At 61.4% G+C, this 26,444-nt stretch carries 26 protein-coding genes; 9 read left to right on the forward strand and 17 right to left on the reverse strand.

The annotated features are described in order from the left end of the window. The first annotated feature begins 31 nt into the window (after nucleotides 1-31). The 4 genes from J3O30_RS28045 to J3O30_RS28060 are packed head-to-tail and all read left to right on the forward strand — an operon-like array spanning nucleotide 32 to nucleotide 4,303. Nucleotides 32-1,483 carry a sugar ABC transporter ATP-binding protein gene (locus J3O30_RS28045; protein ID WP_207585259.1) on the forward strand — a complete coding sequence of 484 codons (1,452 nt, stop codon included), beginning with the start codon at nucleotides 32-34 and terminating at the stop codon, nucleotides 1,481-1,483. Continuing rightward, nucleotides 1,480-2,427: an ABC transporter permease gene (locus J3O30_RS28050; RefSeq protein WP_207585260.1), complete on the forward strand. Its 948-nt coding sequence runs from the start codon at nucleotides 1,480-1,482 to the stop codon at nucleotides 2,425-2,427. Before J3O30_RS28045 ends, J3O30_RS28050 begins: the two co-directional genes overlap by 4 nt. After that, the gene (locus J3O30_RS28055; protein WP_207585261.1) at nucleotides 2,424-3,374 is read left to right on the forward strand and encodes an ABC transporter permease; all 951 of its coding nucleotides are present in this window, start codon (nucleotides 2,424-2,426) and stop codon (nucleotides 3,372-3,374) included. The genes J3O30_RS28050 and J3O30_RS28055 overlap by 4 nt, the downstream gene beginning before the upstream one ends. 14 nt (nucleotides 3,375-3,388) lie before the next feature. After that, on the forward strand, nucleotides 3,389-4,303 hold the full coding sequence (locus tag J3O30_RS28060; RefSeq protein ID WP_207585262.1) for an SMP-30/gluconolactonase/LRE family protein: 915 nt from the start codon (nucleotides 3,389-3,391) through the stop codon (nucleotides 4,301-4,303). Here J3O30_RS28060 and J3O30_RS28065 read toward each other — a convergent pair. Next, on the reverse strand, nucleotides 4,281-4,460 hold the full coding sequence (locus J3O30_RS28065) for a hypothetical protein (protein WP_207585263.1): 180 nt from the start codon (nucleotides 4,458-4,460) through the stop codon (nucleotides 4,281-4,283). The two genes, J3O30_RS28060 and J3O30_RS28065, sit on opposite strands and share 23 nt — an antisense overlap. 300 nt (nucleotides 4,461-4,760) lie before the next feature. Between J3O30_RS28065 and J3O30_RS28070 the strand changes: the two genes are divergently transcribed. The 3 genes from J3O30_RS28070 to ligD (J3O30_RS28080) are packed head-to-tail and all read left to right on the forward strand — an operon-like array spanning nucleotide 4,761 to nucleotide 7,554. Then, entirely contained in the window at nucleotides 4,761-5,657 is an 897-nt protein-coding gene (locus J3O30_RS28070; RefSeq protein WP_207585264.1) for a Ku protein, read from the forward strand. 14 nt (nucleotides 5,658-5,671) lie between these two features. Further along, nucleotides 5,672-6,502: a Ku protein gene (locus J3O30_RS28075; RefSeq protein ID WP_207585631.1), complete on the forward strand. Its 831-nt coding sequence runs from the start codon at nucleotides 5,672-5,674 to the stop codon at nucleotides 6,500-6,502. Further along, nucleotides 6,499-7,554: a non-homologous end-joining DNA ligase gene (ligD, locus tag J3O30_RS28080; protein WP_207585265.1), complete on the forward strand. Its 1,056-nt coding sequence runs from the start codon at nucleotides 6,499-6,501 to the stop codon at nucleotides 7,552-7,554. Before J3O30_RS28075 ends, ligD (J3O30_RS28080) begins: the two co-directional genes overlap by 4 nt. A 57-nt stretch (nucleotides 7,555-7,611) precedes the next feature. On the opposite strand, the gene J3O30_RS28085 is transcribed toward ligD (J3O30_RS28080), so the two are convergent. The 5 genes from J3O30_RS28085 to J3O30_RS28105 form a co-directional block, all read right to left on the reverse strand. Then, the gene (locus tag J3O30_RS28085; protein ID WP_207585266.1) at nucleotides 7,612-8,802 is read right to left on the reverse strand and encodes a M20 aminoacylase family protein; all 1,191 of its coding nucleotides are present in this window, start codon (nucleotides 8,800-8,802) and stop codon (nucleotides 7,612-7,614) included. 71 nt (nucleotides 8,803-8,873) lie between these two features. Further along, on the reverse strand, nucleotides 8,874-9,653 hold the full coding sequence (locus tag J3O30_RS28090; protein WP_207585267.1) for an amino acid ABC transporter ATP-binding protein: 780 nt from the start codon (nucleotides 9,651-9,653) through the stop codon (nucleotides 8,874-8,876). Then, nucleotides 9,650-10,579 carry an amino acid ABC transporter permease gene (locus tag J3O30_RS28095; RefSeq protein ID WP_207585268.1) on the reverse strand — a complete coding sequence of 310 codons (930 nt, stop codon included), beginning with the start codon at nucleotides 10,577-10,579 and terminating at the stop codon, nucleotides 9,650-9,652. Before J3O30_RS28095 ends, J3O30_RS28090 begins: the two co-directional genes overlap by 4 nt. Then, complete coding sequence (locus J3O30_RS28100) at nucleotides 10,576-11,466, reverse strand: ABC transporter substrate-binding protein (protein WP_207585269.1); 891 nt, start codon at nucleotides 11,464-11,466, stop codon at nucleotides 10,576-10,578. Before J3O30_RS28100 ends, J3O30_RS28095 begins: the two co-directional genes overlap by 4 nt. A gap of 60 nt (nucleotides 11,467-11,526) precedes the next feature. Beyond that, entirely contained in the window at nucleotides 11,527-12,489 is a 963-nt protein-coding gene (locus J3O30_RS28105; RefSeq protein WP_207585270.1) for a nitrate ABC transporter substrate-binding protein, read from the reverse strand. A gap of 100 nt (nucleotides 12,490-12,589) precedes the next feature. On the opposite strand from J3O30_RS28105, the gene J3O30_RS28110 reads away from it, so the two are divergent. Further along, a complete protein-coding gene (locus tag J3O30_RS28110) occupies nucleotides 12,590-13,915 on the forward strand; it encodes a PLP-dependent aminotransferase family protein (RefSeq protein WP_207585271.1) in 1,326 nt (441 codons plus the stop codon). A 112-nt stretch (nucleotides 13,916-14,027) separates the two neighbouring features. Here J3O30_RS28110 and J3O30_RS28115 read toward each other — a convergent pair whose 3' ends face one another. The 3 genes from J3O30_RS28115 to J3O30_RS28125 all read right to left on the reverse strand — a co-directional run bounded on the left by J3O30_RS28115 (nucleotide 14,028) and on the right by J3O30_RS28125 (nucleotide 15,672). Continuing rightward, nucleotides 14,028-14,309 (reverse strand): hypothetical protein, encoded by a 282-nt coding sequence (locus tag J3O30_RS28115; protein ID WP_207585272.1) that lies wholly within the window; start codon nucleotides 14,307-14,309, stop codon nucleotides 14,028-14,030. A gap of 174 nt (nucleotides 14,310-14,483) precedes the next feature. Further along, the gene (locus J3O30_RS28120; RefSeq protein WP_207585273.1) at nucleotides 14,484-14,948 is read right to left on the reverse strand and encodes an NUDIX domain-containing protein; all 465 of its coding nucleotides are present in this window, start codon (nucleotides 14,946-14,948) and stop codon (nucleotides 14,484-14,486) included. A gap of 325 nt (nucleotides 14,949-15,273) precedes the next feature. Continuing rightward, entirely contained in the window at nucleotides 15,274-15,672 is a 399-nt protein-coding gene (locus J3O30_RS28125; protein ID WP_207585632.1) for a RidA family protein, read from the reverse strand. Nucleotides 15,673-15,809: 137 nt separating this feature from the next. Here J3O30_RS28125 and J3O30_RS28130 point away from each other — a divergent pair, with 137 nt between their 5' ends. Then, on the forward strand, nucleotides 15,810-16,421 hold the full coding sequence (locus J3O30_RS28130; protein WP_207585274.1) for a TetR/AcrR family transcriptional regulator: 612 nt from the start codon (nucleotides 15,810-15,812) through the stop codon (nucleotides 16,419-16,421). A 14-nt stretch (nucleotides 16,422-16,435) separates the two neighbouring features. On the opposite strand, the gene J3O30_RS28135 is transcribed toward J3O30_RS28130, so the two are convergent. The 8 genes from J3O30_RS28135 to ligD (J3O30_RS28170) form a co-directional block, all read right to left on the reverse strand. Continuing rightward, nucleotides 16,436-17,116 carry a redoxin domain-containing protein gene (locus tag J3O30_RS28135; RefSeq protein WP_207585275.1) on the reverse strand — a complete coding sequence of 227 codons (681 nt, stop codon included), beginning with the start codon at nucleotides 17,114-17,116 and terminating at the stop codon, nucleotides 16,436-16,438. Between the two features lie 125 nt (nucleotides 17,117-17,241). Beyond that, nucleotides 17,242-18,141 carry a carbohydrate ABC transporter permease gene (locus tag J3O30_RS28140; protein WP_207585276.1) on the reverse strand — a complete coding sequence of 300 codons (900 nt, stop codon included), beginning with the start codon at nucleotides 18,139-18,141 and terminating at the stop codon, nucleotides 17,242-17,244. A 23-nt stretch (nucleotides 18,142-18,164) separates the two neighbouring features. After that, complete coding sequence (locus tag J3O30_RS28145; protein WP_207585277.1) at nucleotides 18,165-19,097, reverse strand: sugar ABC transporter permease; 933 nt, start codon at nucleotides 19,095-19,097, stop codon at nucleotides 18,165-18,167. A gap of 117 nt (nucleotides 19,098-19,214) precedes the next feature. Then, nucleotides 19,215-20,519, reverse strand: coding sequence for an ABC transporter substrate-binding protein (locus J3O30_RS28150; protein ID WP_207585278.1), 1,305 nt, complete (start codon nucleotides 20,517-20,519; stop codon nucleotides 19,215-19,217). A gap of 145 nt (nucleotides 20,520-20,664) precedes the next feature. Continuing rightward, the gene (gene ugpC, locus J3O30_RS28155) at nucleotides 20,665-21,732 is read right to left on the reverse strand and encodes a sn-glycerol-3-phosphate ABC transporter ATP-binding protein UgpC (RefSeq protein WP_207585279.1); all 1,068 of its coding nucleotides are present in this window, start codon (nucleotides 21,730-21,732) and stop codon (nucleotides 20,665-20,667) included. Nucleotides 21,733-21,809: 77 nt separating this feature from the next. Continuing rightward, nucleotides 21,810-22,802 (reverse strand): D-erythronate dehydrogenase, encoded by a 993-nt coding sequence (gene denD, locus J3O30_RS28160; RefSeq protein WP_207585280.1) that lies wholly within the window; start codon nucleotides 22,800-22,802, stop codon nucleotides 21,810-21,812. A 50-nt stretch (nucleotides 22,803-22,852) separates the two neighbouring features. Continuing rightward, nucleotides 22,853-23,581, reverse strand: a complete 729-nt coding sequence (locus J3O30_RS28165; protein WP_207585633.1) for an FCD domain-containing protein — start codon at nucleotides 23,579-23,581, stop codon at nucleotides 22,853-22,855. Nucleotides 23,582-23,776: 195 nt separating this feature from the next. Beyond that, nucleotides 23,777-26,422, reverse strand: coding sequence for a DNA ligase D (ligD, locus tag J3O30_RS28170; protein WP_207585281.1), 2,646 nt, complete (start codon nucleotides 26,420-26,422; stop codon nucleotides 23,777-23,779). Between the last annotated feature and the right edge of the window lie 22 nt (nucleotides 26,423-26,444).

Genomic DNA, 26,444 nt, shown 5'->3' on the forward strand with positions numbered 1-26,444 from the left:
GCATTCTTTGCAAGCAGGCATGGCGGGCAGCATGGATGAGGTTTTGAAGGCGGTGATCGCCGTCGATGGCGCCAAGGTGAGCTTCGGCGCGGTCAGGGCGCTCGACGGCGTCACACTCCGCGTCATGCCGGGCGAATGCGTCGGGCTCGTCGGACATAACGGAGCCGGCAAATCGACGATCGTCAGCGTGATCAACGGCGGCCTCACACCGCACGAAGGAAGTGTGGCAAGCGACGGCGAGCGGCTGGAGCGCTATGGCATCAACGTGGCGCGAGCCCGCGGCGTGCGCTGCGTCTTCCAGGAGCTTTCGCTCTGTCCCAACCTCTCCATCGTCGAGAACACGCGCATCATGCATCGTCATCTCGGCGGTTTCGGCTGGCGCAGGCGCGCCGAAAAAATCATCGAGAAGAGCCTCGATGCCGTCTTTCCCGGCCATGGTATCGACAGCAGCCGGGCCGTGGGCGATCTTTCGATCGCCGAGCGGCAGATGGTCGAGATATCAATGGCCTTTTCCGACGCCGGTGTTGCGCCGCGGCTGGTGATCCTCGACGAACCGACCTCGTCACTCGATGCAAGCCTTGCCCGCCAGATGCTCGATCATGTCCGCCGCTTCATCGCCGCCGGCGGATCGGTCATCTTCATCTCGCATATTCTGCACGAGATCCTCGAAACCTCCGACCGCATCGTCGTCATGAAGGACGGCCGCGTCGTCGCCGAGCGTCCGGCGCAGGGCTTCGACCATCACGGCCTTGTGGAAGCGATGGGCACCGTCGCCAAGGAGGAAACCAAGCAGCGCCCGGGGCGCGAACAATCCACCGCTCCGCTCATTCTGTCCCATCAGACGAAAGGCCTGCCCTTCGCTGCCCGCAAGGGAGAAATCATCGGACTGGCGGGACTGGCCGGCCACGGGCAGACCGAACTGCTGCTTGCCCTGCATGCCGCCCAGTCCGGCAACTGGCTGCCTGAGCGCGATCCGCTCGTCACCTTCGTCGCCGGCGACCGCCGCCTTAACGGCGTCTTCGAACTCTGGAGCATCCTGCGCAACTTCTCCATCGCCTCGCTCGGTGACCTCACCCGGCGCGGCCTGATCCTTTCCGGCGAAGAGGAGATGAAGGGCGCCGACTGGAGGCGGCGGATCGAAATCCGCACGCCCGATATGGCCAATCGCATCCTGTCGCTTTCCGGCGGCAACCAGCAGAAGGTGCTCTTCGCCCGCGCACTTTCAACGCGCGCGCCGATCGTGCTGATGGACGATCCGATGCGCGGCGTCGACGTCGGGACCAAGCAGGAGGTCTACGCCATCATCCGCGACGAAGCGGCGCGTGGCCGCACCTTCATCTGGTACTCGACCGAAATGGACGAAGTGAGCCTCTGTGACCGCGTCTACGTCTTCCGCGAAGGCCGCATCACCGCCGAACTTGCGGGCGACGCGGTCAACGAGAAGAATATCATCGCCGCCTCCTTCGAAGGGCTCGCCGCATGACGTTCCGGCTGTCGTCCGACGCCATGCGTCTTGCCATCCCCGCTCTGTCGCTGACGCTGCTGCTCGCCGCCGTCTTCTGGCTGCAGCCGCGCGCCATGAGCTATGTCGGGCTCAACCTGCTGTTCAATCTGGCTGTGCCCATCGCGCTGGCGACGATCGCCCAGATGCTGGTGATGGCGGTCAACGATCTCGATCTCTCGATGGGCACCTTCGTCAGCTTCGTCGCCTGCGTAACCGCAACCTTTCTGCGGGATGCTCCACTGACCGGCATCCTGATCCTTGCCGGCGCGATCGCCATCTATGCGGGCCTCGGTGTCGTCATCCATTTGCGCAACCTGCCGTCCATTGTCGTCACCCTCGGTATGAGCTTCGTCTGGGGCGGCCTTGCCGTGCTGTTGCTGCCGGCACCCGGCGGTCAGGCGCCGGACTGGGTGCGCTGGCTGATGACCGTCAAACCGCCACTGGTGCCGATGGCGATCGTCGCCAGTATTATCATCGCCGCTGTCGCTCATCTTCTCGTTATGCGCTCCTCGCTTGGCGTGCTGATCCGCGGCATCGGCGGCAACCAGCGCTCGGTCGAGCGCGCCGGCTGGTCGATTGTCGCAGCGCGCGCCAGCGCCTACGGTCTTGCCGGCTTGTTTGCGGTGCTTGCCGGCATCGCCCTCGTCGGCCTGACGACCTCCGCCGATGCCAATATCGCGCTGCGCTACACGTTGCTGTCGATCGCCGGCGTCATCCTCGGCGGCGGCGAGTTCATCGGCGGCCGCGTCTCCCCTGTCGGCGCCGTCATCGGCGCGTTGACCCTGACGCTTGCCGGCTCGTTCCTATCCTTCCTGCGCATCTCGCCGGACTGGCAGATCGGGGCTCAGGGCGCGATCCTGATCATCGTGCTCGCGCTTCGCCTGATGCTGAACCGCTTGGAGAAGCGGGAGAAACGCCGATGACCGCACTCCTCAGCCTTTTCGGCAAACCCTGGATCTGGTCGTGGCTTGCCGCGTTCATCGTCTGGTTCCTGACGATCATGGTGACGCTCGGCGCCAGCACGCTCGGCCTGTCGCAGGCAGCACTCACCTTCGCTGCCTTCTCGGTCATCGTCGGCATCGGCCAGATGTTCGTCATCACTCTCGGTCCCGGCAATATCGATCTCTCGGTTCCCGCCACGATGACGCTTGCCGGCACGGTGGCGCTGAAGCTGATGAATGTCGAAAACGGCATGATCCTGCCCGGCCTTCTCGGTGCCGTCGTCATCGGCCTTGTCGTCGGCCTCGGCAATTATGCGCTGATCAAGGCGCTGCGCATTCCGCCGATCATCGCCACGCTGTCCATGAGCTTCATCGTCCAGTCCGCCGCGATCTGGACGAACCGGGGATTGCGCATCAAGCCTCCGAGCATGCTTGCGGAGTTCACCACCTCGAACACGCTCGGCGTGCCGAATGTGGCGATCGTCGCGCTTGTCATCTCGCTGCTTGCCTGGTTCCTGCTCGAGAAGACGATCTACGGGCGCTGGATCTCGGCGATCGGCCAGAGCATGCCGGCGGCGCGCATGGCCGGCATACCGGTGGACGGCACACGCTTCGTCACCTATCTGTTCTGCGCTGTGCTCGCCGCGGTCGCAGGCTATTTGCTTGCCTGTTTCTCCGGCGGCGCGGCGCTCAATATGGGCTCGGAATATCTGCTGATGTCGATCGCCGTCGTCGTGATCGGCGGCACGGCGGTTGCCGGCGGCGATTCCAACGTGCCGGGTATCTGGGGTGCATCGCTCTTCATGTTCCTGGTCGTCTCGATGCTCAACACTTACGGGGTCGGCGCGGGCATCCGCCTCATCATGACCGGCCTCATCATCATCAGCGTCATCATGCTCGCCGGCGGTCGCCGGGCCGGCATGCGATAAACGGAAAGACCGCCATGGCCGAGGCCAGCATCTACGAAATCCACGACCCGCGCTTCCGGCAGCTGATCGTGACGAGCGCCGCTCTCGACGAACTTTATTCCGGTTGCCGCTGGGCGGAGGGTCCCGTCTGGTTCAACGATGCGAACCAGCTGCTGTGGAGCGACATTCCCAATCAGCGCATGCTGCGATGGACGCCCGAGAGTGGTGTCTCCGTCTACCGGCAACCCTCCAACTTCGCCAACGGCCATACACGCGACCGGCAGGGGCGGCTGATCTCCTGCGAACATGGCGCCCGCCGCGTCACGCGCACCGAGGTCGATGGCTCGATCACCGTGCTCGCCGATCGTTTCGAGGGCGCCAAGCTGAATTCGCCGAACGACGTGGTGGTGAAATCCGACGGCACGATCTGGTTCACCGACCCCACCTACGGCATCATGTCGGACTATGAAGGCTATCGCGCCGTACCGGAGCAGCCGACCCGCAACGTCTACCGGCTCGATCCGGCGACCGGGGGGCTTGCGACTGTCGCCACCGATTTCATCCAGCCGAACGGCCTTGCCTTCTCCCCCGACGAGACGATTCTCTATGTGGCGGATTCAGCCGCAAGCCATGATGAGAGCCTGCCGCGCCATATAAGGGCTTTCGACGTGGTCGACGGCCTCAGGCTTCAAAACGGCCGCGTCTTCTGCCTGATCGACAGCGGCATTCCGGACGGCATCCGCACCGATGTGAACGGAAACCTCTGGTCGAGTGCCGGTGATGGCGTGCATTGCTTCGATCCGATGGGAAAACTGATCGGCAAGATCCGCGTGCCGCAAACCGTCGCCAACCTCACCTTCGGCGGGCCGAGGCGCAACCGGCTGTTTATTGCGGCGACGCGTTCGGTGTATTCGGTCTATGTCGCACTCAGCGGTGCTCAGATGCCGTAAGAGCGATCGTCAGTGCTTGACGTTCCCATCGCCTCGAACCCTCCCCCGACTTGGCTTTGGTCTTCGCCGTTTGGCGGCGGTCGGCTGACAGCGAGCGGCCATTGCGGCGGACGTAGCGTTTGTCGGTGGCGGTATCGATGAGTTCGCGCTTGGTCATGTCGTTCATCCCTGTGGTTGCCGTCTCGTTAAAGTGCGTCGCGATCTTTCAGATTCGCTCCTCGCGCGTTAGCTCTTTGCTTTTGCGCATGTCGTTGCCGCAAAACCGCTGCACGCTTTTGCGCGACATGCTTTAGAACGCACGCCACGGCAAAAAGGCGCATGGAATCAAAAGCATCTCGCGACTCGCAAAACGAGAAACTTAGGCGTGTTAAGTGCTTGAATTTAGATTCGTTTTGACTCGGAACAAATGGCGGGGTCAGCCGTTGACTCGCGTTGGTTGCGTGAGGGAGTCGGGTCGATGGTTGCGCCGCGAGCGAATTGGAAGGGCTATATCAAGTTCGGAGAAGTCGCGTTTCCCGTTGCGCTCTACACGGCGGCATCCTCTTCCGAACGGATCGCCTTCAATACCTTGAATCGAAAGACCGGCAATCGTGTCCGGCGCGAGTTCGTCGATAGCGAAACCGGCGATGCCGTCGAGCGCGACGATCAGGTCAAAGGCTTCGAGATTGAGGATGGGCGATACGTCGTCCTCGAACCCGATGAAGTCGCGGCCGCAATTCCAAACAGCGACAAGACGCTGAAGGTCGAAGCGTTCATTCCCATTGACGAGGTCGACGACGTCTATTTCGACAAGCCTTATTATCTTGCTCCTGACAAGATGGGCAGCGATGCCTACAAGCTGCTGCGCGACGGCATGACGAAAGCCAAGGTCGCCGCAATTGCCCGCACGGTTCTGTTCAGGCGCCTGCGCACCGTTCTCATTCGGCCGCATGGCAGCGGCCTCATTGGCTCCACCTTGAACTACGACTATGAGGTCCGCTCGTCGGAAAAGGCTTTCGAGGAGATGCCGGATCTGAAGATCGAGGGCGAGATGCTGGAGCTTGCCAAACACATCATCAACACGAAAAAAGGCCAGTTCGATCCCAAGCAGTTCGAAGACCGGTATGAAAAGGCGGTGGCGGAGCTGGTGAAGGCCAAGATAGAGGGCCGGACTCTGCCGAAGAAAAAGGCGGTCGCCGCGTCCAAGCCGAGCGATCTTCTGCAGGCGCTGCGTGAAAGTGCGGGAATGTCCGCGCCTGCCAAGACCAAACGCACCGCGGCCAACGCCAATGCCGGCAAGAGCAGGCAAAAAGCCACTCGAGCGTCCGGATCCAAGGGCCGCAGCACCGGCGCCCACCAGCGCCGTGCCGGCTGATCGAGGAGGAAGTGATAGTGCCCCGCCCCCACTGGAAAGGCTATCTGAAGCTGTCGCTGGTGACCTGCCCCGTCCAGATGACGCCGGCCACGTCGGAAAACGAAAAGGTACGCTTCCACACTTTGAACCGGGAAACCCGGAACCGCGTCGTGAGCCACTATGTCGATTCCGTCACCGGCAAGGAGGTCAAGGAGGAGGACGAGGTCAAGGGCTATCAGCGCGATGAGAACGAGTATGTGATCCTCGAAGACGAGGAACTGGAAAACGTCGCGCTGGATAGTACCAAGACCATCGACATCGAGGTCTTCGCACCGCGCGACGGTGTCGAATGGATCTGGCTCGATACGCCCTATTACCTCTCTCCGGACGACCCGGTCGGTGAGGAGGCGTTCACGGTTATCCGCGACGCCATGGCAGCCGAGAATATGGTCGGTATTTCCAGGCTGGTGATCTCGAGGCGGGAACGCGCCGTCATGCTCGAGCCACGCGGCAAGGGTATCGTGCTCTGGACGCTGCGTTACGGTGACGAGGTTCGCGACGCCAAGACCTATTTCGAGACGGTTGACGATGACGCAGCCGACAGCGAGATGATGCCGCTGGTTCAACAGCTGATCAAAAAGCAGACGCAGCACTGGAGCCCGAAAATGGTCTCCGATCCGGTTCAGGACAAGCTTCTCGATATCATCGATGCGAAGCGGAAGCAGATGAAAAAGCCGGGCAAGGCGAAGCCCAAGGCGAGCGAAAGGGAAGAGCCGGCGCCGAGCAACGTCATTAACATCATGGATGCGCTTCGCAAGTCGGTCGAAGCGGAAAACCGGTCCGGGAAGGGCAAACATCCATCATGACGCGTTCGCGCCGCCCCTCATTACCATTTCTCAACGAGTCCAACACAACGCTGCAGTCTCGTCCGATCCGCAAGCGCGATCCCGACCAGCCAGGCCTGCCCTTCGATCCAATGCCGGCGAGGATCGAGCCCTGCCTTGCGCTGCTGAAACCCACCGTGCCGCTGGGTTCGGATTGGCTCTACGAGGCGAAGTGGGATGGCTACCGGCTGGCGATCCATATCGAGCCGAAGAGCGTTCGTGTCATTACGCGTGGTGGCCATGACTGGACCGACCGCTTTCCCACCATCGCCGCGGCGGCCAAAGAACTGGGTGTGGCCACCGCCATACTGGACGGGGAAGCGGTGGTTATGGACGAGCACGGCCGATCGGATTTCGGCGCATTGCAACGTTCGCTCGGCGGTCGAGGCGGCAAGCGGGTCTCGTCCGAGTCGATGCTCTACGCCTTCGACCTTTTGTATCTTGACGGACATGACCTGACCGGCACCGAACTCGCCGTGCGTCGGCACCTTCTTGAAGACCTGATACCAGAAGGCGGCAATGGGCAGATCCGCTTTTCCGAAGAGATAGACCAGCCGGCCGAAGACCTCCTCGAGCATGCCTGCCATCATCGGCTGGAGGGCATCATCGCCAAGCATCGCGACCGGCCCTACCGCAGTGGCCGAACAGGCGACTGGCTGAAGATCAAATGCGTTGAGAGCGAGAGCTTCATGATCGTCGGTTACGAACAGTCGGCATCCGCGCGCGGCGGCATCGGCAGCCTGCTGCTCGCCGGCAAGAAGGGTTTTGACTGGATTTCCGTGGGGTCGGTCGGAACCGGTTTTAGCACTAGCGATGCCGAGCACCTGAAAAAGACGCTCGACCGATTGAAGACGACCCGGCCGGTCGTTCCCCTGAAGGGCAAGCGCTACGTCTTCGTGCAGCCGACACTGATCGCCGAGATCGAGTTTCGCGGTTGGACCGATGACGGCAGTCTCCGCCACGCTTCGTATAAAGGGCTGCGCGAGGTTCAGGACAACGCGGCCGTGTTCGATATGACCGGCTTCGGCAGTTGAGGATCACGATCGCCTGTGGTCCCCTTGGGAAGCTCCAAATCCGAAGCGGCAGCAGCCTCAGACGTCGTCCTGAAGGTAGCGCTCCGCGAGCCTTGCCCACATTGCCGCGCCAACCGTCAGGCTGGCATCGGCGAAGTCGTATTTGGTGCTATGCAGCATGGCGGAATTCATGCCATTGCCGAGACGCAGGAAGCTGCCCGGCTTGTGCTCGAGAAAGTGTGAAAAATCCTCGCTGCCGGGAATGAGCGGGCAAGTCGCGACCCTGTCTTCGCCGATCAGTTCAACGGCTACGATCCGGGCAAAATCCGTCTCAACAGGCGAATTGACGACGACAGGATTACCGCGATCGTAGTCGATCTCGATGGAAGCATCGTGACCTTCGGCCACTGAGCGGGCTAGCTTGGTGATGCGCTGCTGCAGAAGATCGCGGATGCGCGGCTCGAAAGAGCGCACGCTCAATGCGAGCTTGGCATATTCCGGAATGACGTTGACCGCATCGCCGGCATGGATCGTGCCGACGGTAACGACCGCCGTCTGGGTCGGATCGAGGTTGCGCGAGATGATCGTCTGCAGCGAGACGACGAGGTTGCATGCCACGACCACGGGATCGATGGTCAGGTGCGGGCGCGAGGCATGGCCGCCTTTGCCCTTGATGGTGATATTGACGGTATCCGAGGCCGCCATCATCGGGCCTGATCGCAGCAGCAGGGTGCCTTCGGGAGCGCCGGGGTGGTTGTGCAGACCAAAGATTGCGTCGAACGGAAACCGCTCGAACAGGCCGTCGGCGATCATCGCCTGGGCGCCGCTATTCTTGCCCGCCTCTTCCGCCGGTTGGAAGATCAGTGTCACCGTGCCGCTGAAGCGGCGGGTGCGGGCGAGATATTCGGCTGCGCCGAGCAAGACGGTCGTGTGGCCGTCATGGCCGCAGGCATGCATCTTACCGGGAGTGTTGCTGGCATAGGAAAGCCCCGTTGCCTCGACGATCGGCAGAGCATCCATATCGGCGCGGATGGCGATACTCTTGTCACCCTTGCCTGCGCTGAGCCGCGCGACAACGCCATGGCCCCCGACATTGCGGGTCACGTCATAACCCCAGCCTTCCAGCTTTTCGGCGACATAACGTGCCGTTTCCGCTTCTTCGAAAGAGAGTTCCGGACGAGCATGCAGATACTGGCGGGTCGCCTTCAGCTCCGCCTCCATAGCTTCGAAATCGGAAACGCGGGCATAGGCATTATCGAGCGTGGGCATGAACACATCCAGTCGTGATCGAAAAGAACCATTGCTCCGGCCTGCGGGTCGAAGCAGCTGAGTGGTGCCAGTCAGAGAAATCGGGCGAGAAAGGCCTGGGTGCGAGGATGTTGCGGATTTCCGATGACATCCTCAGGCTTGCCCATCTCAACGACATTGCCGTCGTCCATGAACACGACCCGATCGGCCGCCTCACGGGCAAAACCGATCTCGTGGGTCACGACGATCATCGTTAGGCCCTGTTTGGCGAGATCGCGCATGGTGGCAAGCACTTCGCCGACCAGCTCCGGGTCGAGCGCAGAGGTGGGCTCATCGAACAGCATCAGCTTCGGCTTGATCGCCAGGGCGCGGGCGATGGCGACGCGCTGCTGCTGACCGCCGGAGAGCTGGCGAGGATAGCTGGCCGCCTTTTCCGACAGACCGACCCGCTCCAAAAGCCGCAGGGCATTCTCCGTCGCAGCCTTGCGACTTTCTCCGTGCACGCCGACTGGGGCCTCGGTGATGTTCTGCAGCACCGTCATATGCGGATAGAGATTGAACTGCTGGAACACCATGCCGATCTTGCGCCGCTGGCGGGCGATCCCGTTGCTGGACAGCTTTTCCAGCCGGTCCTTGCGGATGCGATAGCCGATCTGTTCGCCATCGACTTCGATGAACCCCTGATTGATCGCTTCGAGATGGTTGATGCAGCGCAGGAAGGTCGATTTTCCCGATCCGGACGGGCCGAGCACCACGACGACTTCACCCGGCATGACGTCGAGGTCGATCCCCTTCAGCACGTCGAGCTGGTCGAAGGACTTGTGGACGTTGCGGGCCCTGACGAGAGGCTTTGTGGTTGCGGCGGCGGTCAATGGCTTGCCTCCTCGACACGGGTCTCGGATTTGGCGGCTGCGGTATTGCTGCGCCGTTCGCTGCGGCCGTAATAGGCCTCGATATAACTCTGGCCGAGATTGAGGATCGAGGTGATGAAGAGGTACCAGAGGACCGCGACAAGCAGCATCGGCACGATCTCGAACGTACGGTTGTAGATCGACTGGACGGAATAGAGCAGATCGGCCATGGCGATGACGCTGACGAGCGACGTCGCTTTGATCATGCTGATCAGCTGGTTGCCCGTCGGCGGCACGATCGAGCGCATCGCCTGCGGAATGATGATCCGCCACAGCGCCCTGCCCTTGGTCATGCCGAAGGCTTCCGCCGTCTCGAACTGGCCGCGATCGACGGAGAGAAGGCCGCCGCGAATGATCTCGGCCATGTAGGCCGCTTCGTTCAGAGCCAAGCCGCCGATCGCCGCCGTCATTGGCGTGATCACCGAATTGGTCTCCCAGCTCGCCAGCGTCGGGCCGAACGGAATGGCGATCGAAAGTTCGGGAAAAAGGGTCGAGAGATTGTACCAGAGGATCAGCTGTACCAAGAGCGGCGTGCCGCGAAAGAACCAGATGAACAGCGATGCCAGCGACCTTGCGAGCCGGTCATTCGACAGCCGGGCGATCGCCAGGCCGAGGCCGAGAACGATGCCGATGGCCATCGCGACCACGGTGAGGCCCAGGCTGACGTAAAGGCCTTTGATGACTGTCGGATCGAAGAAATAGGCCGCGACAACAGGCCAGCCGAAATTCTCGTTGTGGGCGACGATCCACAGGAAGTTCGCGGCAACGAGGAGCACGACCACCCACAGGACGAGCCGGCCGGTTCGAAAGGGCTTATGGGCGTTGGCGACATCCCGAAAATCCGCACCGCCCGAAGGCGGTGTGGCAGTCGTGCGGTCATTGCTCATTTCGGCAGGGCTCCACCAAGATTGAGGCCGGGCTGCTTGATCATGTTGTTCTCAAGACCCCACTTTTTCATGATGGCGGCATAGGCGCCGTTATCCATCAACGACTTGATCGCGTCGAGCAGAACGGGGCCGAGCGGCGAGCCTTTCGGCACGACGGCGCCCTGATAGAGATCGTCGAACCCATTCTTCTGGCCGACGCCGCTCAGTTCCAGCTGGCCGTTTGCCTGAGACACGAAATAGGTCAGCGGCGCCTGCGAGGAGAAGAAGGCATCGGCGCGTTTGGAGCGGACCGCCAGGATCGAGCTCGGCTGGTCGGTGTAGGACTGCACTTCAAGCGCGGGCTTGCCGTCCGTCTTGCACTTTTCGACCTGAGCCTGGATCACCTTTTCGGCGGAGCCGCCGGCCATGACAGCAATGCGATTGCCGCAGGCGCTGTCGAGTGAACCGATGGCCTTCGGATTGCCCTTCTGGACGGAAAAGACCACGTATTCCTGAACCCAGTCGACGAAATCATTGGCCTCTTCGCGGGTCTTGAAGTCACCGATCGGGCCAAAGGCGAACTGGTATCGGCCGGAGTTGATGCCGGCGAGCAACGCGGTCAATCCGCTAACGGTTTCGTGCTCGATCTTGACGCCGAGCATCTGGCCGATCGCATCGGTAAGATCGGCGCTGGCGCCGGTCAGTTCCGTGCCGGTGACGATCTCATAAGGGGGAAATGAACCATTATTGACGGAGATCATCTTGCCGTCTGTGCGGATCTTCTCCGGCAAGCGGGCGCGAAGCGCGTCGTTGACGGTCTGTTTCGGAACGGCGGCTTCCTGGGCGAATACCGACGTCGTCATCATCAGGCCCAACAGGGCGGCGGAAGCGATCAGTTTCGAATGCATGTCATTCCCCTTTTTGGTCTTGCGAAAATGGTGGCTCAACGATGAGGCCTGCGAGGAGTTTCACCGGGCTTTGGCGTGCCACGGAAACAGGTCGGCGGGTGTCAAAAGGCGCGGCATGATCTTCTGTTCGTAAAGTTCCTCGGCGAAGCCGGCGATCATTGCCTCGTTCTCGGCAAGCCCGCTGACGTTCCAGGTCGGCGGCAGGTCGGCTGCGCAGCGGCGCAATTCGTCGATCATCCACGGCGTGGTGTCGGCGTATTTCTCGCGCTTCTCCAGCCAGATACGCTGGGATTCGTCGATCAGCTCGCTGAGTTCATCCATGATCCAGGGATGCTCCATGACGATTTCCGCCTTGAAGCCGATCAGGTGCATGCCCGGAATATAGCCGACCGCGTGGAAGTAAGCGACTTCAGCGGAGCGGAAATCATCCAGCACCTGACGCAGCGGCGAACCCTGATCGAAAAAGCCCTTCGGCATGAAAGGCGTGAAAACGGCGTCCAGCCGACCATCCAACAACAGATCGACCATAGGGCGTTCGCCGGGAGCAGCTTCGATACGGCCGGACCGTCCAAAGCCATCGAGCCGGTCGACGATCGGATGAGCCTCCGTCAGGCGCCCGGCATACCATGTGGCGTCCTCGACACCGACGCCTTCGCGGCGCAACGCAGCGCGGGTCCAGGTGTTTCCGGAATCGCGCCAACCGGTCACGCCGATATTCTTGCCGCCCAGATCGGACAGCTTGCGGATCGGACTGCCCTTGGCAGTGATGATGCAGCGATGGCGGAAGCCGCGCATGATGAAGTTCGGAATGCCGACGACCCGAGCATCGCCATCAAGCCGCATCTGCGAATAGCGGCTGAAGGACATTTCTGCGGCATCATGAGCCTCGTCATCGGCGAGACTGGAGACCAGCGTGCCCACACGATCCACTTTGATTTCGAGACGGGAAGACCTGACATCACCGAGCACCAGCGGTGTCATGTAATCCCAGTCTCTGAGGGCGATGCGAAGCGTTACAGGCATGCGAAGAACTCACGAAATTGCTCGACGAAGGGCAAATTAAATGTTCAAATTGATGAGTACAAATGTTATTACGTTATTGAACATTTAAAGTGAGAACAAAATGGGTGACGCGGTCGAAGCCTCCTGGTTTGCCGAAAAAATAACCGACCGCAGCATCCGCGGGATCGCTCTCGAAACGAGTGCACTGATCCGTGCCGGCGCCTTGCCCGTCGGCACGCGTCTGCCGGCGATCCGCGATATCGCCTATGAATTGCGCATCAGCCCGGCAACGATCTCGGAAGCCTGGAGTGAATTGCGGCGCCAGAAGATCATCAGCGGCCGGGGGCGCAACGGTACCTGGGTCAGCGGCGACCGCTTTGTCGCCAAGCCGGAGCGTCTTGCGAGTTCGGGAAATTATGCGGCGGGTGTACTCGACCTTACCTCTGCCGGGCCGGATGCAGCGCTTCTTCCCGGTCTGGCCAAAGCAATGGCCCATGGCGCGTCAGCCGCCGACCTCAACAGCTATGAGCGCAGCCGTATCGTGCCGGAGCTGAAGGATGCCATTTCGGAGCGATGGCCCTATGAGGCGGAGGCGTTTCTTGCCACCAATGGCGGCTACAATGCCGTCTATACGGTGTTGCATGCGCTGGTCTCTCCGGGTTCGTCGGTGGCGATCGAACATCCGACCGCGATGCGGCTGCTCGATATCCTGGAAGATCTCGGCGTCAGGATCATTCCCGTCGCCTGCGACAACGACGGTCCCTTGCCGGATTTGCTTCGCGATGCATTGCGACAGCGCCCGGCAGCCTTCCTGTTTCAGCCGCGGCTGCATTCCGTGACAGGGGTTACCGTCAGTGCATCCCGCCTCGACCAGCTCGGAGCCGTGCTGGAGGACAGCGATACGCTGATTATCGAGGACGACGGCGTCGGCGACGTGTCGGCAGCACCTCCGCATTCCCTGGGTGGTCGATTTGCGGAACGGACGATCCATATCCTGTCACACTCGAAAAGCCTCGGACCGGATCTGCGTCTCGCCGTCTTGTCGAGTTCTGCGCCTATCGTCGACCAGATCCAGTCCTACCGCTCCTTCAGCGCCGGCTGGACCAGCCGCATCCTGCAAGGGGCCGCCGCCTGGCTATTGCGCGATCCGGCAAGCTGGCGGCTCATCGCCGAGGCGCGCGACCGCTATCAGCAGAGGCGCGACGCTCTTGCCGATGCGCTCCGCGAGCGGGGAATACCGATACCCGCAGGCCAGGGCCTGTGCCTCTGGGTGCCCGTTGTGTCCGAACCATTCGCAATGGTGACGCTCGCCGCACGCAATATCGCCGTCAATCCGGGCAGCAAGTTCTCCGTCCTGCCAAGCAGCCATATTCGTGTCGCGACCAGCACGCTCAGCGATCGCTGCGAGGAAGTCGCCGATGCCATCGCTCTGGCCCATGCACCATGAAGGGCCGGGACTAAACACCTAGAGCCTTTCCTGGTTAGATTAAAGCATTCTGTTGGCTCAAACGGAGTCGGATGGTCGACCGGCCGGCGCGCGTCGTAGCCAAGCGCTACGGCTAGTGGACCATTCCGCCTGGTTTCGTCCTGTTGGAAAATTGGTGGACGAGCATGATACCCTGCTCCAGGAGCAATTCGGCCGCCCGCAGATCGCGGGGCGCAAGCTTCCCCGATAGTCCCCGGATCGTATTGGCGATGCAGATGGAGTTGGCGACGAAGCGGGCGTCGCCCTCCCCTCCTGCCTCCTCAGCGGTTGCCTCAAGGGCGTCGGCGACGGTGTCGAGCAGGCTCGACCGTTCGACAAGCGTCATGTCGTTCAGGGTTTTCGAAATCTCGTTCATGATTGTCTCCTCGCGCGTGCCCAAGCCGGGTCGGAGCGCCGATTTTCTCGATTTGAGTCAGAGGGCTTTGACTGTCAGATGGAGATGGACGTCTGTAGAAACAACTCATAGCTGCTGCGCGCTTCACGCATGCGTGCGGCGAGCGGGGTGGCTCAATTCATCATTTCCCACCGATCATTCCTGATGCTTCAGGAGGTCGGCAAGCATCGGGCGCTGGCCTTTCAAAAGCTTTGTTCCCGCGTCGCCTAGGGAAAACCAACCCGCGCGGTCAACCTCCGGAAAGCTCTTTAGCTGGCCCGATTTCGGGGGCCATTCTATTTGAAATTCAGAGCTCCGTATGGCGTTCACGTCCAATGCCGGATTGGCTTCGATCGCCCACGCGACGACGATCTTGCCGCCAGGCTGCCGGTATTCGCCCAGCGGTGTGACTATGCCGTCGACTGCAACACCCAGTTCTTCGGCAGTCTCCCTCATTGCCGCCGCCAGTTCATCCTCTTCCGGCTCGACCAATCCCTTCGGGATCGACCAGGCAGACTCGTCTTTCCCAGCCCAGAAGGGACCGCCGGGATGGACGAGGAGAACTTCGAGGTCATTGGACACGCGCCGATAAATCAGAAGTCCGGCGCTGCGGATTGCCATCGCGTTGTGCCCTTCCTGCTTTCATCACGAGGCCAGACATTCCTCGCAGATGCCGCAGCCGTCGTCGTCCATCCATCGACACCGGCGTTTACAGCAAAGGCAAATACGGCCATCGGACTGGTCTTTTGTGTCTTCCGGAGGAATGATCTCGATCGTCGTATCGAATTGAGTGTCAGCCACAAGTTCCACCATCTCGTCGCTCCATCAGTCTATTGGACATGAGATAGGAGCGACTCCCGATGTCGGCAAGTTCTCGACCAGCGGCGCAATGAAAGTTGCGCGCTTTCACCTTGAGGGCGTCCCGTGCCGCCGGAACCTGGCGATATCAGTTGCTTGCTGGAATACGGGCGATGACCTTTATCTCGAAGTCGAAGCCGGCGAGCCAGTTGACGCCGAGTGCGGTCCAATTCGGATAGGGCGGCTTGCTGAAAATCTGTTGTTTGACGGCCATGATGGTTGCGAACTGGTTTTCAGGATCCGTGTGGAAGGTGGTGACATCGACGATATCATCGACCGTGCAGCCGGCTGCGCTGAGCGTGGCCTTCAGGTTTTCAAAGGCCAGCCGGACCTGGCGTTCGAAATCGGGTTCGGCTGTTCCATCCGAACGGCTGCCGACCTGTCCGGACACGAACAGCAGATCACCGGATCGGATCGCGGCGGAATAGCCGTGCTGCTCGTAAAGAGCGTGTCGGTCGGCAGGAAAGATTGCTTCGCGTTGGGTCATTATGATCTCTCTTTCTTGTTGGCAGCGACCGATCAGCGCGGCATAGCGCTTCACAAGCTCGCTCATTATTTGATATACGGAACGTATGCGTGCTATCGACATACGCGGCGTATGTCAAGTTAATATACGCTACGTATATGAATTTGAGAGGGTCAATGGCGAAAACACGCGGCGAAACGATGCAGGAAAACCGCGCCAAGTTGATCGCGGCAGCGCGAAAGGCTTTTGCGGAAAAGGGGTACTCCGCCGCATCGATGGACGAGCTGACCGCTGACGCCGGTCTGACACGGGGCGCGCTTTACCACAATTTTGGAGACAAGCGCGGGCTGCTGGCAGCGGTTGTCGATCAGATCGACATGGAAATGGCGGCGCGCGCCAAAGAGATCGGGGCTCTGGCGGGTAACGATTGGCGGGGCCTGCTCGCCGAGGGTGCGGCCTATATCCAGATGGCGCTCAATCCGGAAGTCCAACGCATCGTTCTGCTCGACGGACCTGCGGTGTTAGGCGATCCCTCGCAGTGGCCAAGCCAGAACACCTGTCTGCAGGTGACCAAGAGCACCGTCGAGCGCCTGATCGCACAGGGCGTCCTCAAGCCGCTTGACGCAGAGGCAACGGCCCGGTTGCTGAGCGGCGCGGCTCTCAATGCTGCTCTCTGGATTGCCGCCAGCGAAAATCCGCAAAACGTGCTGCCGAAAGCGGTCGACGCCTTTCATGCCTTGGCGGCAGGTCTGCTTTTGCAGCGTTTGTGATCGTTCGCTGCAGGTCAGCGTGCAAGGCTGCCGGCGGCGGCGATGATCTCCGCCGCGGTCGGGAAGATGGAGAGGCTGTTCGGTCCGTCGAGCGCCTCGATTCGTGCCCAGCCGACGGTGCCGTTCGCATTGACCATGAAGTGCCCGACGAGTTGGGTAGCGTGATTCGCGAAGATCGCATGATCGGCTTCCGTAAGCTCGAAGCGGTCCTTGGCGTTGAGTATGGTGTTGGCTTCCATCGGATGCCGCGGTTCCGGCAGTTCGCCGGTAGGGTTGATGCGTGCCGCCTGGAACTGCGCCATCGTCGCGCTATAGGGCCATTCGGGCTGCTCGCCACTCCCATCGGGCAGGAACCCGGCATGCGGCACACCGTAGGCCCGATGCGTGCGGCAGTCCGGGTCACATAGAAGCGTTACCGGCGTCGGCCGGTGGCGGAAATACAGGCGGGCACGTTCCACCGGCGTGTTGATAACGGCCACGGTCTCCACCCCGGCGGCACGCAGGGTCGGCTCTACGCCGGCAAGCTGTTCCAGCTGACGCCGGCAGAACGGGCAGTGGAGCCCGCGAAAGAAGCCGATCAGGAACGGGCGACCGCTCAAGTCGGCGAAAGAGACTGTTCCGTCGAAGTTGGCCGTGGCTAGTGCAAACCCGGGCGCGGCTTCTCCAGGTTGCAGCGGGCGTTTCTGGTCTCCCATGGAATAATTCCTTTATCGTATCGTCCAGATGGATGACCGACATTTAACTATACCACGTGTCGCAAGAAGGCCCAGTGCTCGACATTGAGACCGCCGAATGTGGTTCGGCATCCCATTTGCCGCTGTCACTCCTTCACCGCCCCGGTCATCGAGGACACGTAATAATCCACGAAGAACGAGTAGAGGATGACCACCGGGAGTGAGCCGAACAGGGCTCCCGCCATCAGCGCCCCCCATTCGAAGACATCGCCGCGCACCAGTTCGGTCAGCACGCCGACGGGAATAGTTTTATTCTCCGAGGACTGAATGAACGTAAGAGCATAGATGAATTCGTTCCAGGACAGTGTGAAGGCGAAGATCCCGGCCGAAATCAGCCCCGGCACGGCGAGCGGCAGGATGATCTTGGTGAGAATCTGCCACCGGTTGGCGCCGTCCACGAGCGCGCTTTCCTCCAGCTCGAACGGGATCGAGCGGAAATAACCCATCAGCAGCCAGGTGCAGAAGGGAATGAGGAAGGTCGGATAGGTGAAGATCAGCGCCAGCCGGGAGTCGTAGATCCCGAGCTTGAAGACGATGAAGGCAAGCGGGATGAAGAGGATCGAGGGCGGCACGAGATAGGCGAGGAAGATCACCAGGCCGACCGAACGCGAACCGGTGAAGCGGACGCGCTCGATGGCATAGGCGCCCAAGACCGAAGCCACAAGCGAGAGAAAGGTGGAGCAGACCGCCACCAGCATCGTGTTCCACAGCCAGCCCGGATAGGATGTCTCGAGGAACAGGTATTTGATGTGCGCAAGCGTCGGTCCCACCACCCAGAACGGGCTGTAATTGTTGTAGTCGGTCAGCTGGTCGTTGGGTTTCACCGCGGTGACCGCCATCCAGTAGAACGGGAAGAGCAGGACGAAGACGAAGACGGCCATCGGCAGGTAGAGCATCACGATCCGCCGCGGCAGGCGGTTCAGATAGCTCATGCCTTCGGCGTTGTCGGTCACGACCTGATCGGCGGTGTTTGAATTTGTCGACATCGTCACTCTCCTAAACCTTGGCCTTAATCCTGGCCGCCCTGCTGCCATTTGCGCCGTTGCAGGCCGAAGAAGCTGAACATGATCGCGCCGAGCAGGAAGGGCACCATTGCAACCGCGATCGCCGCACCCTCGCCAAGCTGGCCGCCGGGAATGCCGCGCTGGAACGAGAGTGTCGCCATCAGATGCGTCGCGTTGACAGGGCCGCCCTTGGTCAACACGTAGATCAGCTGGAAATCGGTGAAGGTGAAAAGCACCGAGAAGGTCATCACGACGGCGATGATCGGCGTCAGCATCGGCAGCGTCACATAGCGGAAACGCTGCCAACTCGTGGCGCCGTCGAGGGAGGCTGCCTCCTGCAGCGAGGCTGGGATCGTCTGCAGCCCGGCAAGCAGCGAGATCGCCACGAAGGGAATGCCGCGCCAGACATTGGCGACGATGACGGATATGCGCGCATTGATCGGGTCGCCGAGGAAGTTGATCGGTCCGCTGATCAGCCCCAGCTTCATCAGCGACCAGGAGATGATCGAGAACTGCGCATCGTAGATCCACCAGAAGGCCAGCGCCGACAGCACCGTCGGCACCACCCAAGGAAGCAGGACTATGGCCCGGAAAAAGGATTTGTAGGGCAGGTGCTGGTTGAGCAGCATCGCCAGCCAGAGGCCGAGCGCGAATTTCAGCACCGAGGCGACGGAGGTATAGAGGATGGTGTTGAAGACCGACAGCCAGAAGACCGAGTCGTCCATCAGGAACTGGTAGTTTTCCAGCCCGATGAAGACGCCGTCGCGGCCGATCCTGGTATCGGTGAAGCCGAGCCAGACGCCGAGCCCCAGCGGGTAGGTAAGAAAGCAGACAAGGAACACTGCCGCCGGCAGCATGAACAGGAAGCCGAGCACATTGTTGTTCTGCAGGAGCGAAGAGACCGGCCCACGTCTATCCCTCGAATTTGCCATCGACATTGCTTATCTCCAGATCGCGTTTGAACTCCCGGAGGAGGCTGCGGCATGCCGAAGGCCGGCACCCCGCTTGCTTTAGGAATAGTCAGAGCATGATGGCATCATGCTCCGACGCGCGGGTCAGACGCGATAGTAGCGGTTTGCCCGGCGTTCAGCTTCCTTCATCGCATCTTCCGGCGACATCTGACCGGTGACGGCGGCGGCATACATGTCGACCAGAACATAGTCGGCCATGGTCGCTGCTGAGGCATAGCCGAGCGGGCCGGCATAGCCGTTCGGGCGCAGCTTCTCCGAGGCGCGCGCATAGGGCGCGTGCACCGGATCGGCGGTCCAGATCGGGTTCTTGGCGAAGGCCTTGAGCGGCTGGCAGCAATAGGCGCTGGAGCCCTGGATCCAGGCATTCATCTGATCGGCTTCCATCATGAACTTGATGTAGGCCTTGGCCGCTTCTGAATATTTGGTGTGCTTGAAGAGAAGCAGCGAGCTCGTCTGGCAAAGTTCGACGCTCTTGCCGACAGGTCCGATCGGGAAGTTCGTCGTGCGGATGTCCTTGGCGATCTCGGCGAGCTTCGGGTCGTTCTTGGCGGTGTAATAGACCGAGACGCCGTTGGCGATCAGCGAGACCTGGCCGGCCAGGAAGGCGCGGTTGTTGTTGACGTCCTGCCAGCTCTCCGTGCCCGGAATGAAGGTCGCGTAGAGCTCCTTGGCATAGTTGATCGAAGCCAGCGTCTCGGGGCTGTTGATCGTTACCTTGCCGCCTTCGTCAACCATCATGCCGTTATGGCTCCACAGCAGCCAGTGGGCGTAGTTGTTGCCGTCGCCGACGGCCTTGCCATGCGGGAAGCCGGCCGGTGTGCCCTTTGCCTTCATGGCCTTGCAGAGTTCGAGGAAGCCTGCGGTATCGTTCGGGAATTCGTTGAAACCGGCGGCCTTGACGTGGCTGTCGCGATAGACGACGGCGTTGCCGATCGCCGTCAGCGGCATGGCGATGAAGGTGTCGCCGCGGGTCGCATAACCCTTCACACCGTCGTACCAGCCCTCATATTTATTGCCGAGATAATTGCCGAGTTCGGTGAGATCGACCAGCTTGTCCGGATACTGATGCGCGTCGTCGAACCAGCACATGATGAGATCGGGGCCGGAGCCGACATTGGCGGCAACGGCGGCCTTCGGACGGATGTCCTCCCAGCTTTCCTTGTCGATGCGCACTTCGACGCCGGTCGCTTCGGTAAACTTCTTGGTGTTGGCGATCCAGGCCTCCTCGTCGCCCTTGACGAAGGGTGTCCAGCGCAGCAGACGAAGGCTGGCACCGCTTTCCGGCGTGTAGCTCGGTTCGGCCTGGGCGAGAGATGGCCGAATGCCGAGGCCGGCGGCGCCGGCGACGGCAGCCGAGGCGGCAAGAAAGTCACGTCTTTTGATCCTCATGAGATTCCTCCTCATCAAAACGCGGGTGCGAACTCCCCGGCGCTCACCTCCCGCTTGGTGAACGACGGTCCTTGCATCCCTGAGAGGGGATGCGACCAACCTGCTGGCTGCGAGAGCTCCTCCGCCCCGCCGCTGCCGGACGGCGTCAGTCGGTTAATCTCCGGCCGCTCTCGGCATCGAAGAGATGAACATGCGCGGCGTCGATCGCAACGCGCAGAATTTCGCCCGGCCGCGCGTTGACGCGTTCGCGGAAGACGCAGCTGACATCGCTGCCGCCGAGCTTGAGGGTGAGATGGGTCTCATAGCCGGTCGGCTCGATCACCACGATTTCGCCGGGCAGGCCATTGGCGTCGAGCAAGATGTATTCCGGGCGAAGTCCGTAGACGAGGTCGCGGCCGATGGCGCCGGCCGGCGGATGGGCGACCGGCAGCGTCGTGCCGTCGGATGCCCTGAATTGCGTCGGGTTTTCCGGATCGAGCCTGCCCTTGATCATATTCATCGCCGGCGAGCCGATGAAGCCGCCGACGAAGAGATTGGCCGGCGTGTCGTAAAGCTCGAGCGGCGTGCCGATCTGCTCGACGACACCGTCATGCATGACGACGATCTTGTCGGCCATGGTCATCGCCTCGATCTGGTCGTGGGTGACGTAGACGGTAGTGGTTTTCAGTCGCTGATGCAGCTCCTTGATTTCGGCGCGCATGGCGACGCGCAGCTTGGCATCGAGGTTGGACAGCGGTTCATCGAACAGGAAGACCTCCGGATCGCGCACGATCGCCCGGCCCATGGCGACACGCTGGCGCTGGCCGCCGGAAAGCTGGCGCGGATAACGGTCGAGCAATTTGTCGAGACCGAGGATGCCGGCGGCGTATTTCACCCGCTTCTCGGCCTCGGCCTTCGGCGCCTTGTTCAGCATCAGCGAGAAGCCCATGTTCTGCTCCACCGTCATATGCGGATAGAGCGCATAGTTCTGAAACACCATGGCGATGTCGCGGTCCTTCGGCGGCAGCGTGTTGACCACGCGCCCGCCGATCTTGATCTCGCCGCCGGAAATGTTCTCAAGTCCCGCCAGCATCCGCAGCAGCGTGGATTTACCACAACCCGACGGGCCGACCAGGATCACGAACTCACCATCGGCGATGTCGATATCGACGCCTTTGATGACCGGAAATGCCCCGAATGATTTCCGCACATCCGCGAATTGAACGCCTGCCATACTCACTCCTCCCAGAAATCGAGCGCTACATGCTGTGTCTTCGTCTTGTCGTTATAATGAGGCTCCCGCCCCTCTCCTCAATCTCCTCGCGACGCACCCGGAGCGTCTTCGGCGAGGTAGACCTCGATCAGCTCGTCGACGCTGGTTTCGGCGGTGAAACCCAGTTGCGTCGCACGATCAGGCGCAAAGGATTTCGGCCATCCGGCGACGATCGCTTCAATGACCTCGTCGCGGCGACGGTCGATCAACTCAACCGCCTCGGGGCCGGCAACCCGGCGCAACGCGGCAATCTGGTCGGCAACGGTGGCTGCAACCCCCGGCATGGTCAGCGTGCGCCGCGCACCCAGCGACGATGTGTCGAGCGTCGCGGCGTGGATCAGAAATTTGACGGCGGAACGTGGGCTTGCCAGCCAGTGCTTGACCGTTTCCTCCACGGGAAGAACAGCCCGCTGGCCGGCGAGCGGTTCCCGCAGAATTCCGGAAAAGAAGCCGGATGCGGCGGCATTCGGGGCACCCGGCCGGATCACGATGGTCGGCAATCGAATTCCCACGCCGTCGATGAAGCCGCGCCGCGAATAGTCGGCGAGCAACAGCTCCGATATCGCCTTCTGCACGCCGTAGCTGGTGAGAGGCGCCTGGACGTAATCGTCGGGGATCGGATCGGGAAACGGCGAGCCATAGACCGCAATCGACGAGGAGAAGACGAACCGGGGAACATAGGCTTGCCGGCTTCCTTCACGACGGATCGCTTCCAACAAAGCTCGCGTGCCATCGAGATTGACCCGGTAGCCCAGTTCGAAATCGCGCTCGGCCTCGCCGGAAACGATCGCGGCGAGATGAAAGATCACGTCGGCCCGGCGAGCCGCCAGGGCTTCCGCGGCATCGCCTGCGGAAATATCGGCGGCTAGGGCTTCCACCGACGCAACGACGCCGGCTGGCACAGGCGGAGGGGCGATATCGGCGAGCGTCATGCGGGTGATCGTATCGGCGCCGAGGAAACCGCTGCGCGCCAAGCTGGCAGCGAGCTTCCGGCCGATCATGCCTCCCGCCCCGATAATGAGAATATGCATCGTATTCCCCCTGTCTTCGACTTCTGTCTCTCCTGCTCTTCGCCTGCGGCCTAGGCTAGGAGCAGCTTGGTTGTCGTATAAATGCGGGTTTCGTGGAGCGCGAAGGCCGCGCATGCGGCGTCCGGATCCCCAGTCTCCAAACCGGCGAGGATCAACCGGTGATCGGCGATGCTGGTGGCGATCGTCCCGGGCTGCGATACAACGCGCCTTCGGTGGCTGAGAAGGTAGGAATAGAGGTCGGCGGCCATGTCAGCCAGCACCGCGTTGCCGCTGGAGCGATAGATGGCGGTGTGAAATTCCCGGTCACAGATCAAGAAGCGAACAGGATCGTCACAGGCGGCTTCCTGTGCTGCGATCGACTGGCGGAGATAATCAAGCGTTGAAGGTTCCATCCTGACCGCGGCAGCCCTGACGACCTGCGCTTCGATCAGCAGCCGCGCCTCATGAACATTGTCGAGACTGTAGGCCGCAATGTCGCGATAGCGCGCCGCCTGAACAGCCAATTCGCCGACATCTTCAGACGCCACCACCGTGCGCGTTCCCTGCGCAACCGAGAGAATTCCATGCGTGGAAAGGATCAGGATCGCCCCGCGGACGGTCTCGCGGCTGACCGAGAGCGCGGCAGCCAGTTCACGTTCGCTCGGAAGCGGGTCACCTGTCTTGAGGATGCCGGTGGCGATGAAGGTCGCAATCTTCTGGACGACGAAGTCTTTCATCGACTTCTTCGGCGCTCCACCAAGCGTCGCAACGTCGTCTTCGAGCATGGCTCGAACATCCATCGCCATGCCCTCCCCCTGAGGTCTGCTGGTCCGATAAGTGGGCCAGTAGACCTCGAGGGCAAAGGATTGTCAACGCTTGATGTCCACGATCCACTCCGCTGTAATTTGGAGCGGTTTTGCGAAGGGCAATATCGGCCCTCAGAGAAAATTCATTCCGACAGGGACAGCTGACCACGGGCGGACTGTTATTCGCGTTCAGGCCGCGTTCGAGACTTTGCCAAGGCGTTTGATTGCCTGCTCCAGCGGGCGCTGGCCGTCGCAGTAATCCTCCCAGGCTGACGATTTCGACAGCAGTGCCGGCACGGTGCGGATGGTGAAGCGTTTGGGGTCCAGATCCGATTTGACCTGGCTCCAGGTCAGCGGCATCGAGACGGTTGCGCCCGGGCGCGCACGGGGCGATAAAGGTGCCACGGCCGTCGCCATCCGGTCATTGCGGAGATAGTCGAGGAAGATGCGGCCGTTCCTCAGGCTCTTCGTCATCTTGATCAGATAAAGTTCCGGATGGTCGCGCGCCATCTGCTGGCAGACGTCGTGCGCGAAGCTCTTCGCTTCTGCCCAGGAAAGCGGCTTGCGCTTGTTGATCGCAAGCGGCGTGACGACGTGCAGGCCCTTGCCGCCGGTCGTCTTGCAAAAGCTGATCAGACCCAGCGCGTCGAGACGATCGCACATTTCGCGGGCGGCGGAAACGACTGTGGAGAACGGCACGTCGGGGCCGGGGTCGAGGTCGAACACCAGCCGGCCGGGCACCTCCGGCTTATGCGGTTCGCAATTCCAGGGATGCAGCTCGACAGCGCCGATCTGCGCGACGGCAGCCAGACCCTCGACCCGGTCGATCTGCAGATAGGGCTTTTTGTCACCGAAGACCTTGACCAGTTCGAGAAGGTTCGAGGTGCCGGGCATCGCATGGCGCTGGAAAAACTGCTCGCCGCCAACCCCGTCGGGCGTTCGGATGATCGAACAGGGGCGACCCTTGATGTGCTCGATCATCCAGGTGCCGACGGCTTCATAATATTGGGCCAGATCCTCCTTGGTCACGGCTTTGCCATCATTGGCATCCGGCCACAGCGACTTGTCGGGATTGGAGATCAGTACGCCCATCACCTCGGCCTTGGCGCCTTTGCGGCGGATGGGTCTGGTCTTCGCCGCCACCGCGGGCTCCGGCACTTCAGTCTGTGCGGGCTTCGCCGGCCGTTCGGCCGTGACTTCCCTGGCCGGCTTGTCCTCGCGCAGACCCTTGAAGGCGGCCTGGCGGGCCTGACCGTCGGCGGTCCAGCCTGCGAATTCGATTTCGGCGACGAGTTCCGGCTTCAACCAGGTGACCTCGGCCTCCCTTTTCGGCGCGCCGATCCCGGTAAAGGGCGATTTTGCCGTCTCGAGCGCCTTCAGCTTCGGAAGCAGCGTTTCCACCTTTTTCGCGCCATAGCCCGTGCCGACGCGGCCGACATAGACGAAGTGGTCGCCGCGATAGACGCCGACCAGCAGGGATCGGAATTTGCCATTGGTCTTGGCATAGGCGCCGATCACCACTTCGTGGCCGGCGCGGCATTTCGATTTCGCCCAGCTTTCGGTGCGGCCCGATTGATAGGGTGCATCGCCCTGTTTGGAGACGATGCCTTCCAGTGAGAGCTTGCAGGCAGAGCGAAGGACCGCATCGCCGTCGGTCTCGAAATGTTCGACGAAACGCAGGCGGGGATCACTGCCGGCATCCGACAGAAAGCTTCGAAGCCGCGCCTTGCGCTCGATGAGAGGCAGAGATCTCAAATCCTCGCCACCCTCATAAAGAAGATCGAAGGCGAAATAGACGAGATCGCCGGTCCTGCCCTCCGAAATGGCTGCCTGTAGGGCTGCGAAATCCGGTGCGCCATGGTCGTCGAGCGCGCAGATCTCGCCGTCGATGATGGCATCAGGCAGCACCGATGCCGCCTCGGCGATCTGTGGGTATTTGCCGGTCCAATCCAGGCCTTTCCTCGTCTTCAGCGTCACCTCGCCCTCGAGCGTGCGCATCTGGATGCGGTAGCCGTCAAACTTGATCTCGTGAATCCAGCCGGTGCCGGCCGGCGGCCGCTCCAGGGCCTGGCAAAGTTGCGGCTCAATGAAGTCTGGAAGGTCGACCCTTGCTGCCGTCTTGGGCTTCCTGTCGGCTCGGGCGTCCTCTTTTCGCTCTTCGGCGGCCAGCCCGTGATTGCTGTCCCAGACGGCATTCGCTTGAACATCACCCCCCTTGATCATGAATGGCTTTGGCTTGCGGCCTTTGCCGGCCGCGATCATATCCATCGCTCGGCCGGAGGCGACCGAGGTGTCGTTCTCTTCCAGGATCGCTGCGCCATTCTCATCGACCGAGAATTCGTCGTGGTGCTTGATTAACAGCCAGTTGGTTCGCTTGCCGCGATCGCGGTCATTACGCATGCGCACCAGCACGAAGCTTCCGTGCAGCCTTTCGCCTTCCAGGGTGAATTTGAAGTCACCCTTGGCGAGCGCCTGCTCCGGACTTTTCTTTCCCTCCGGCTCCCAATAGCCGCGGTCCCACAACATCACCGTGCCGCCGCCATACTGCCCTTTCGGGATCGTGCCTTCGAAATCGCCATAATCGAGCGGGTGATCCTCGACCTCGACAGCCAGCCGCTTGTCGTGCGGATCGAGCGATGGGCCCTTGGTGACCGCCCATGATTTGAAGACGCCGTCGAGTTCGAGCCGCAGGTCGTAATGCAGCCGGGTGGCATCATGTTTCTGGATGATGAAGCGACGGCGATTGCTGCGCGCGCTCTGCTTATCGCCGCTCGGCTCCGTCGTCTTTTGAAAGTCGCGCTTCGATCGATATGTCGAGAGGTTGTCACTGGCCATGGTCGTTCCCCAAACAGCATAT

Origin of the sequence: Rhizobium sp. NZLR1 (genome assembly GCF_017357385.1) — a bacterium.
GTDB lineage: Bacteria > Pseudomonadota > Alphaproteobacteria > Rhizobiales > Rhizobiaceae > Rhizobium.

Coding starts and splice junctions, on each gene's coding strand:
- J3O30_RS28045 (WP_207585259.1), top strand. CDS start 32: ATGGATGAGGTTTTGAAGGCGGTGATCGCCGTCGATGGCGCCAAGGTG.
- J3O30_RS28050 (WP_207585260.1), top strand. CDS start 1,480: ATGACGTTCCGGCTGTCGTCCGACGCCATGCGTCTTGCCATCCCCGCT.
- J3O30_RS28055 (WP_207585261.1), top strand. CDS start 2,424: ATGACCGCACTCCTCAGCCTTTTCGGCAAACCCTGGATCTGGTCGTGG.
- J3O30_RS28060 (WP_207585262.1), top strand. CDS start 3,389: ATGGCCGAGGCCAGCATCTACGAAATCCACGACCCGCGCTTCCGGCAG.
- J3O30_RS28065 (WP_207585263.1), bottom strand. CDS start 4,460: ATGACCAAGCGCGAACTCATCGATACCGCCACCGACAAACGCTACGTC.
- J3O30_RS28070 (WP_207585264.1), top strand. CDS start 4,761: ATGGTTGCGCCGCGAGCGAATTGGAAGGGCTATATCAAGTTCGGAGAA.
- ligD (WP_207585265.1), top strand. CDS start 6,499: ATGACGCGTTCGCGCCGCCCCTCATTACCATTTCTCAACGAGTCCAAC.
- J3O30_RS28085 (WP_207585266.1), bottom strand. CDS start 8,802: ATGCCCACGCTCGATAATGCCTATGCCCGCGTTTCCGATTTCGAAGCT.
- J3O30_RS28095 (WP_207585268.1), bottom strand. CDS start 10,579: ATGAGCAATGACCGCACGACTGCCACACCGCCTTCGGGCGGTGCGGAT.
- J3O30_RS28100 (WP_207585269.1), bottom strand. CDS start 11,466: ATGCATTCGAAACTGATCGCTTCCGCCGCCCTGTTGGGCCTGATGATG.
- J3O30_RS28105 (WP_207585270.1), bottom strand. CDS start 12,489: ATGCCTGTAACGCTTCGCATCGCCCTCAGAGACTGGGATTACATGACA.
- J3O30_RS28110 (WP_207585271.1), top strand. CDS start 12,590: ATGGGTGACGCGGTCGAAGCCTCCTGGTTTGCCGAAAAAATAACCGAC.
- J3O30_RS28115 (WP_207585272.1), bottom strand. CDS start 14,309: ATGAACGAGATTTCGAAAACCCTGAACGACATGACGCTTGTCGAACGG.
- J3O30_RS28120 (WP_207585273.1), bottom strand. CDS start 14,948: ATGGCAATCCGCAGCGCCGGACTTCTGATTTATCGGCGCGTGTCCAAT.
- J3O30_RS28125 (WP_207585632.1), bottom strand. CDS start 15,672: ATGACCCAACGCGAAGCAATCTTTCCTGCCGACCGACACGCTCTTTAC.
- J3O30_RS28130 (WP_207585274.1), top strand. CDS start 15,810: ATGAATTTGAGAGGGTCAATGGCGAAAACACGCGGCGAAACGATGCAG.
- J3O30_RS28135 (WP_207585275.1), bottom strand. CDS start 17,116: ATGGGAGACCAGAAACGCCCGCTGCAACCTGGAGAAGCCGCGCCCGGG.
- J3O30_RS28140 (WP_207585276.1), bottom strand. CDS start 18,141: ATGTCGACAAATTCAAACACCGCCGATCAGGTCGTGACCGACAACGCC.
- J3O30_RS28145 (WP_207585277.1), bottom strand. CDS start 19,097: ATGTCGATGGCAAATTCGAGGGATAGACGTGGGCCGGTCTCTTCGCTC.
- J3O30_RS28150 (WP_207585278.1), bottom strand. CDS start 20,519: ATGAGGATCAAAAGACGTGACTTTCTTGCCGCCTCGGCTGCCGTCGCC.
- ugpC (WP_207585279.1), bottom strand. CDS start 21,732: ATGGCAGGCGTTCAATTCGCGGATGTGCGGAAATCATTCGGGGCATTT.
- denD (WP_207585280.1), bottom strand. CDS start 22,802: ATGCATATTCTCATTATCGGGGCGGGAGGCATGATCGGCCGGAAGCTC.
- J3O30_RS28165 (WP_207585633.1), bottom strand. CDS start 23,581: ATGGATGTTCGAGCCATGCTCGAAGACGACGTTGCGACGCTTGGTGGA.
- ligD (WP_207585281.1), bottom strand. CDS start 26,422: ATGGCCAGTGACAACCTCTCGACATATCGATCGAAGCGCGACTTTCAA.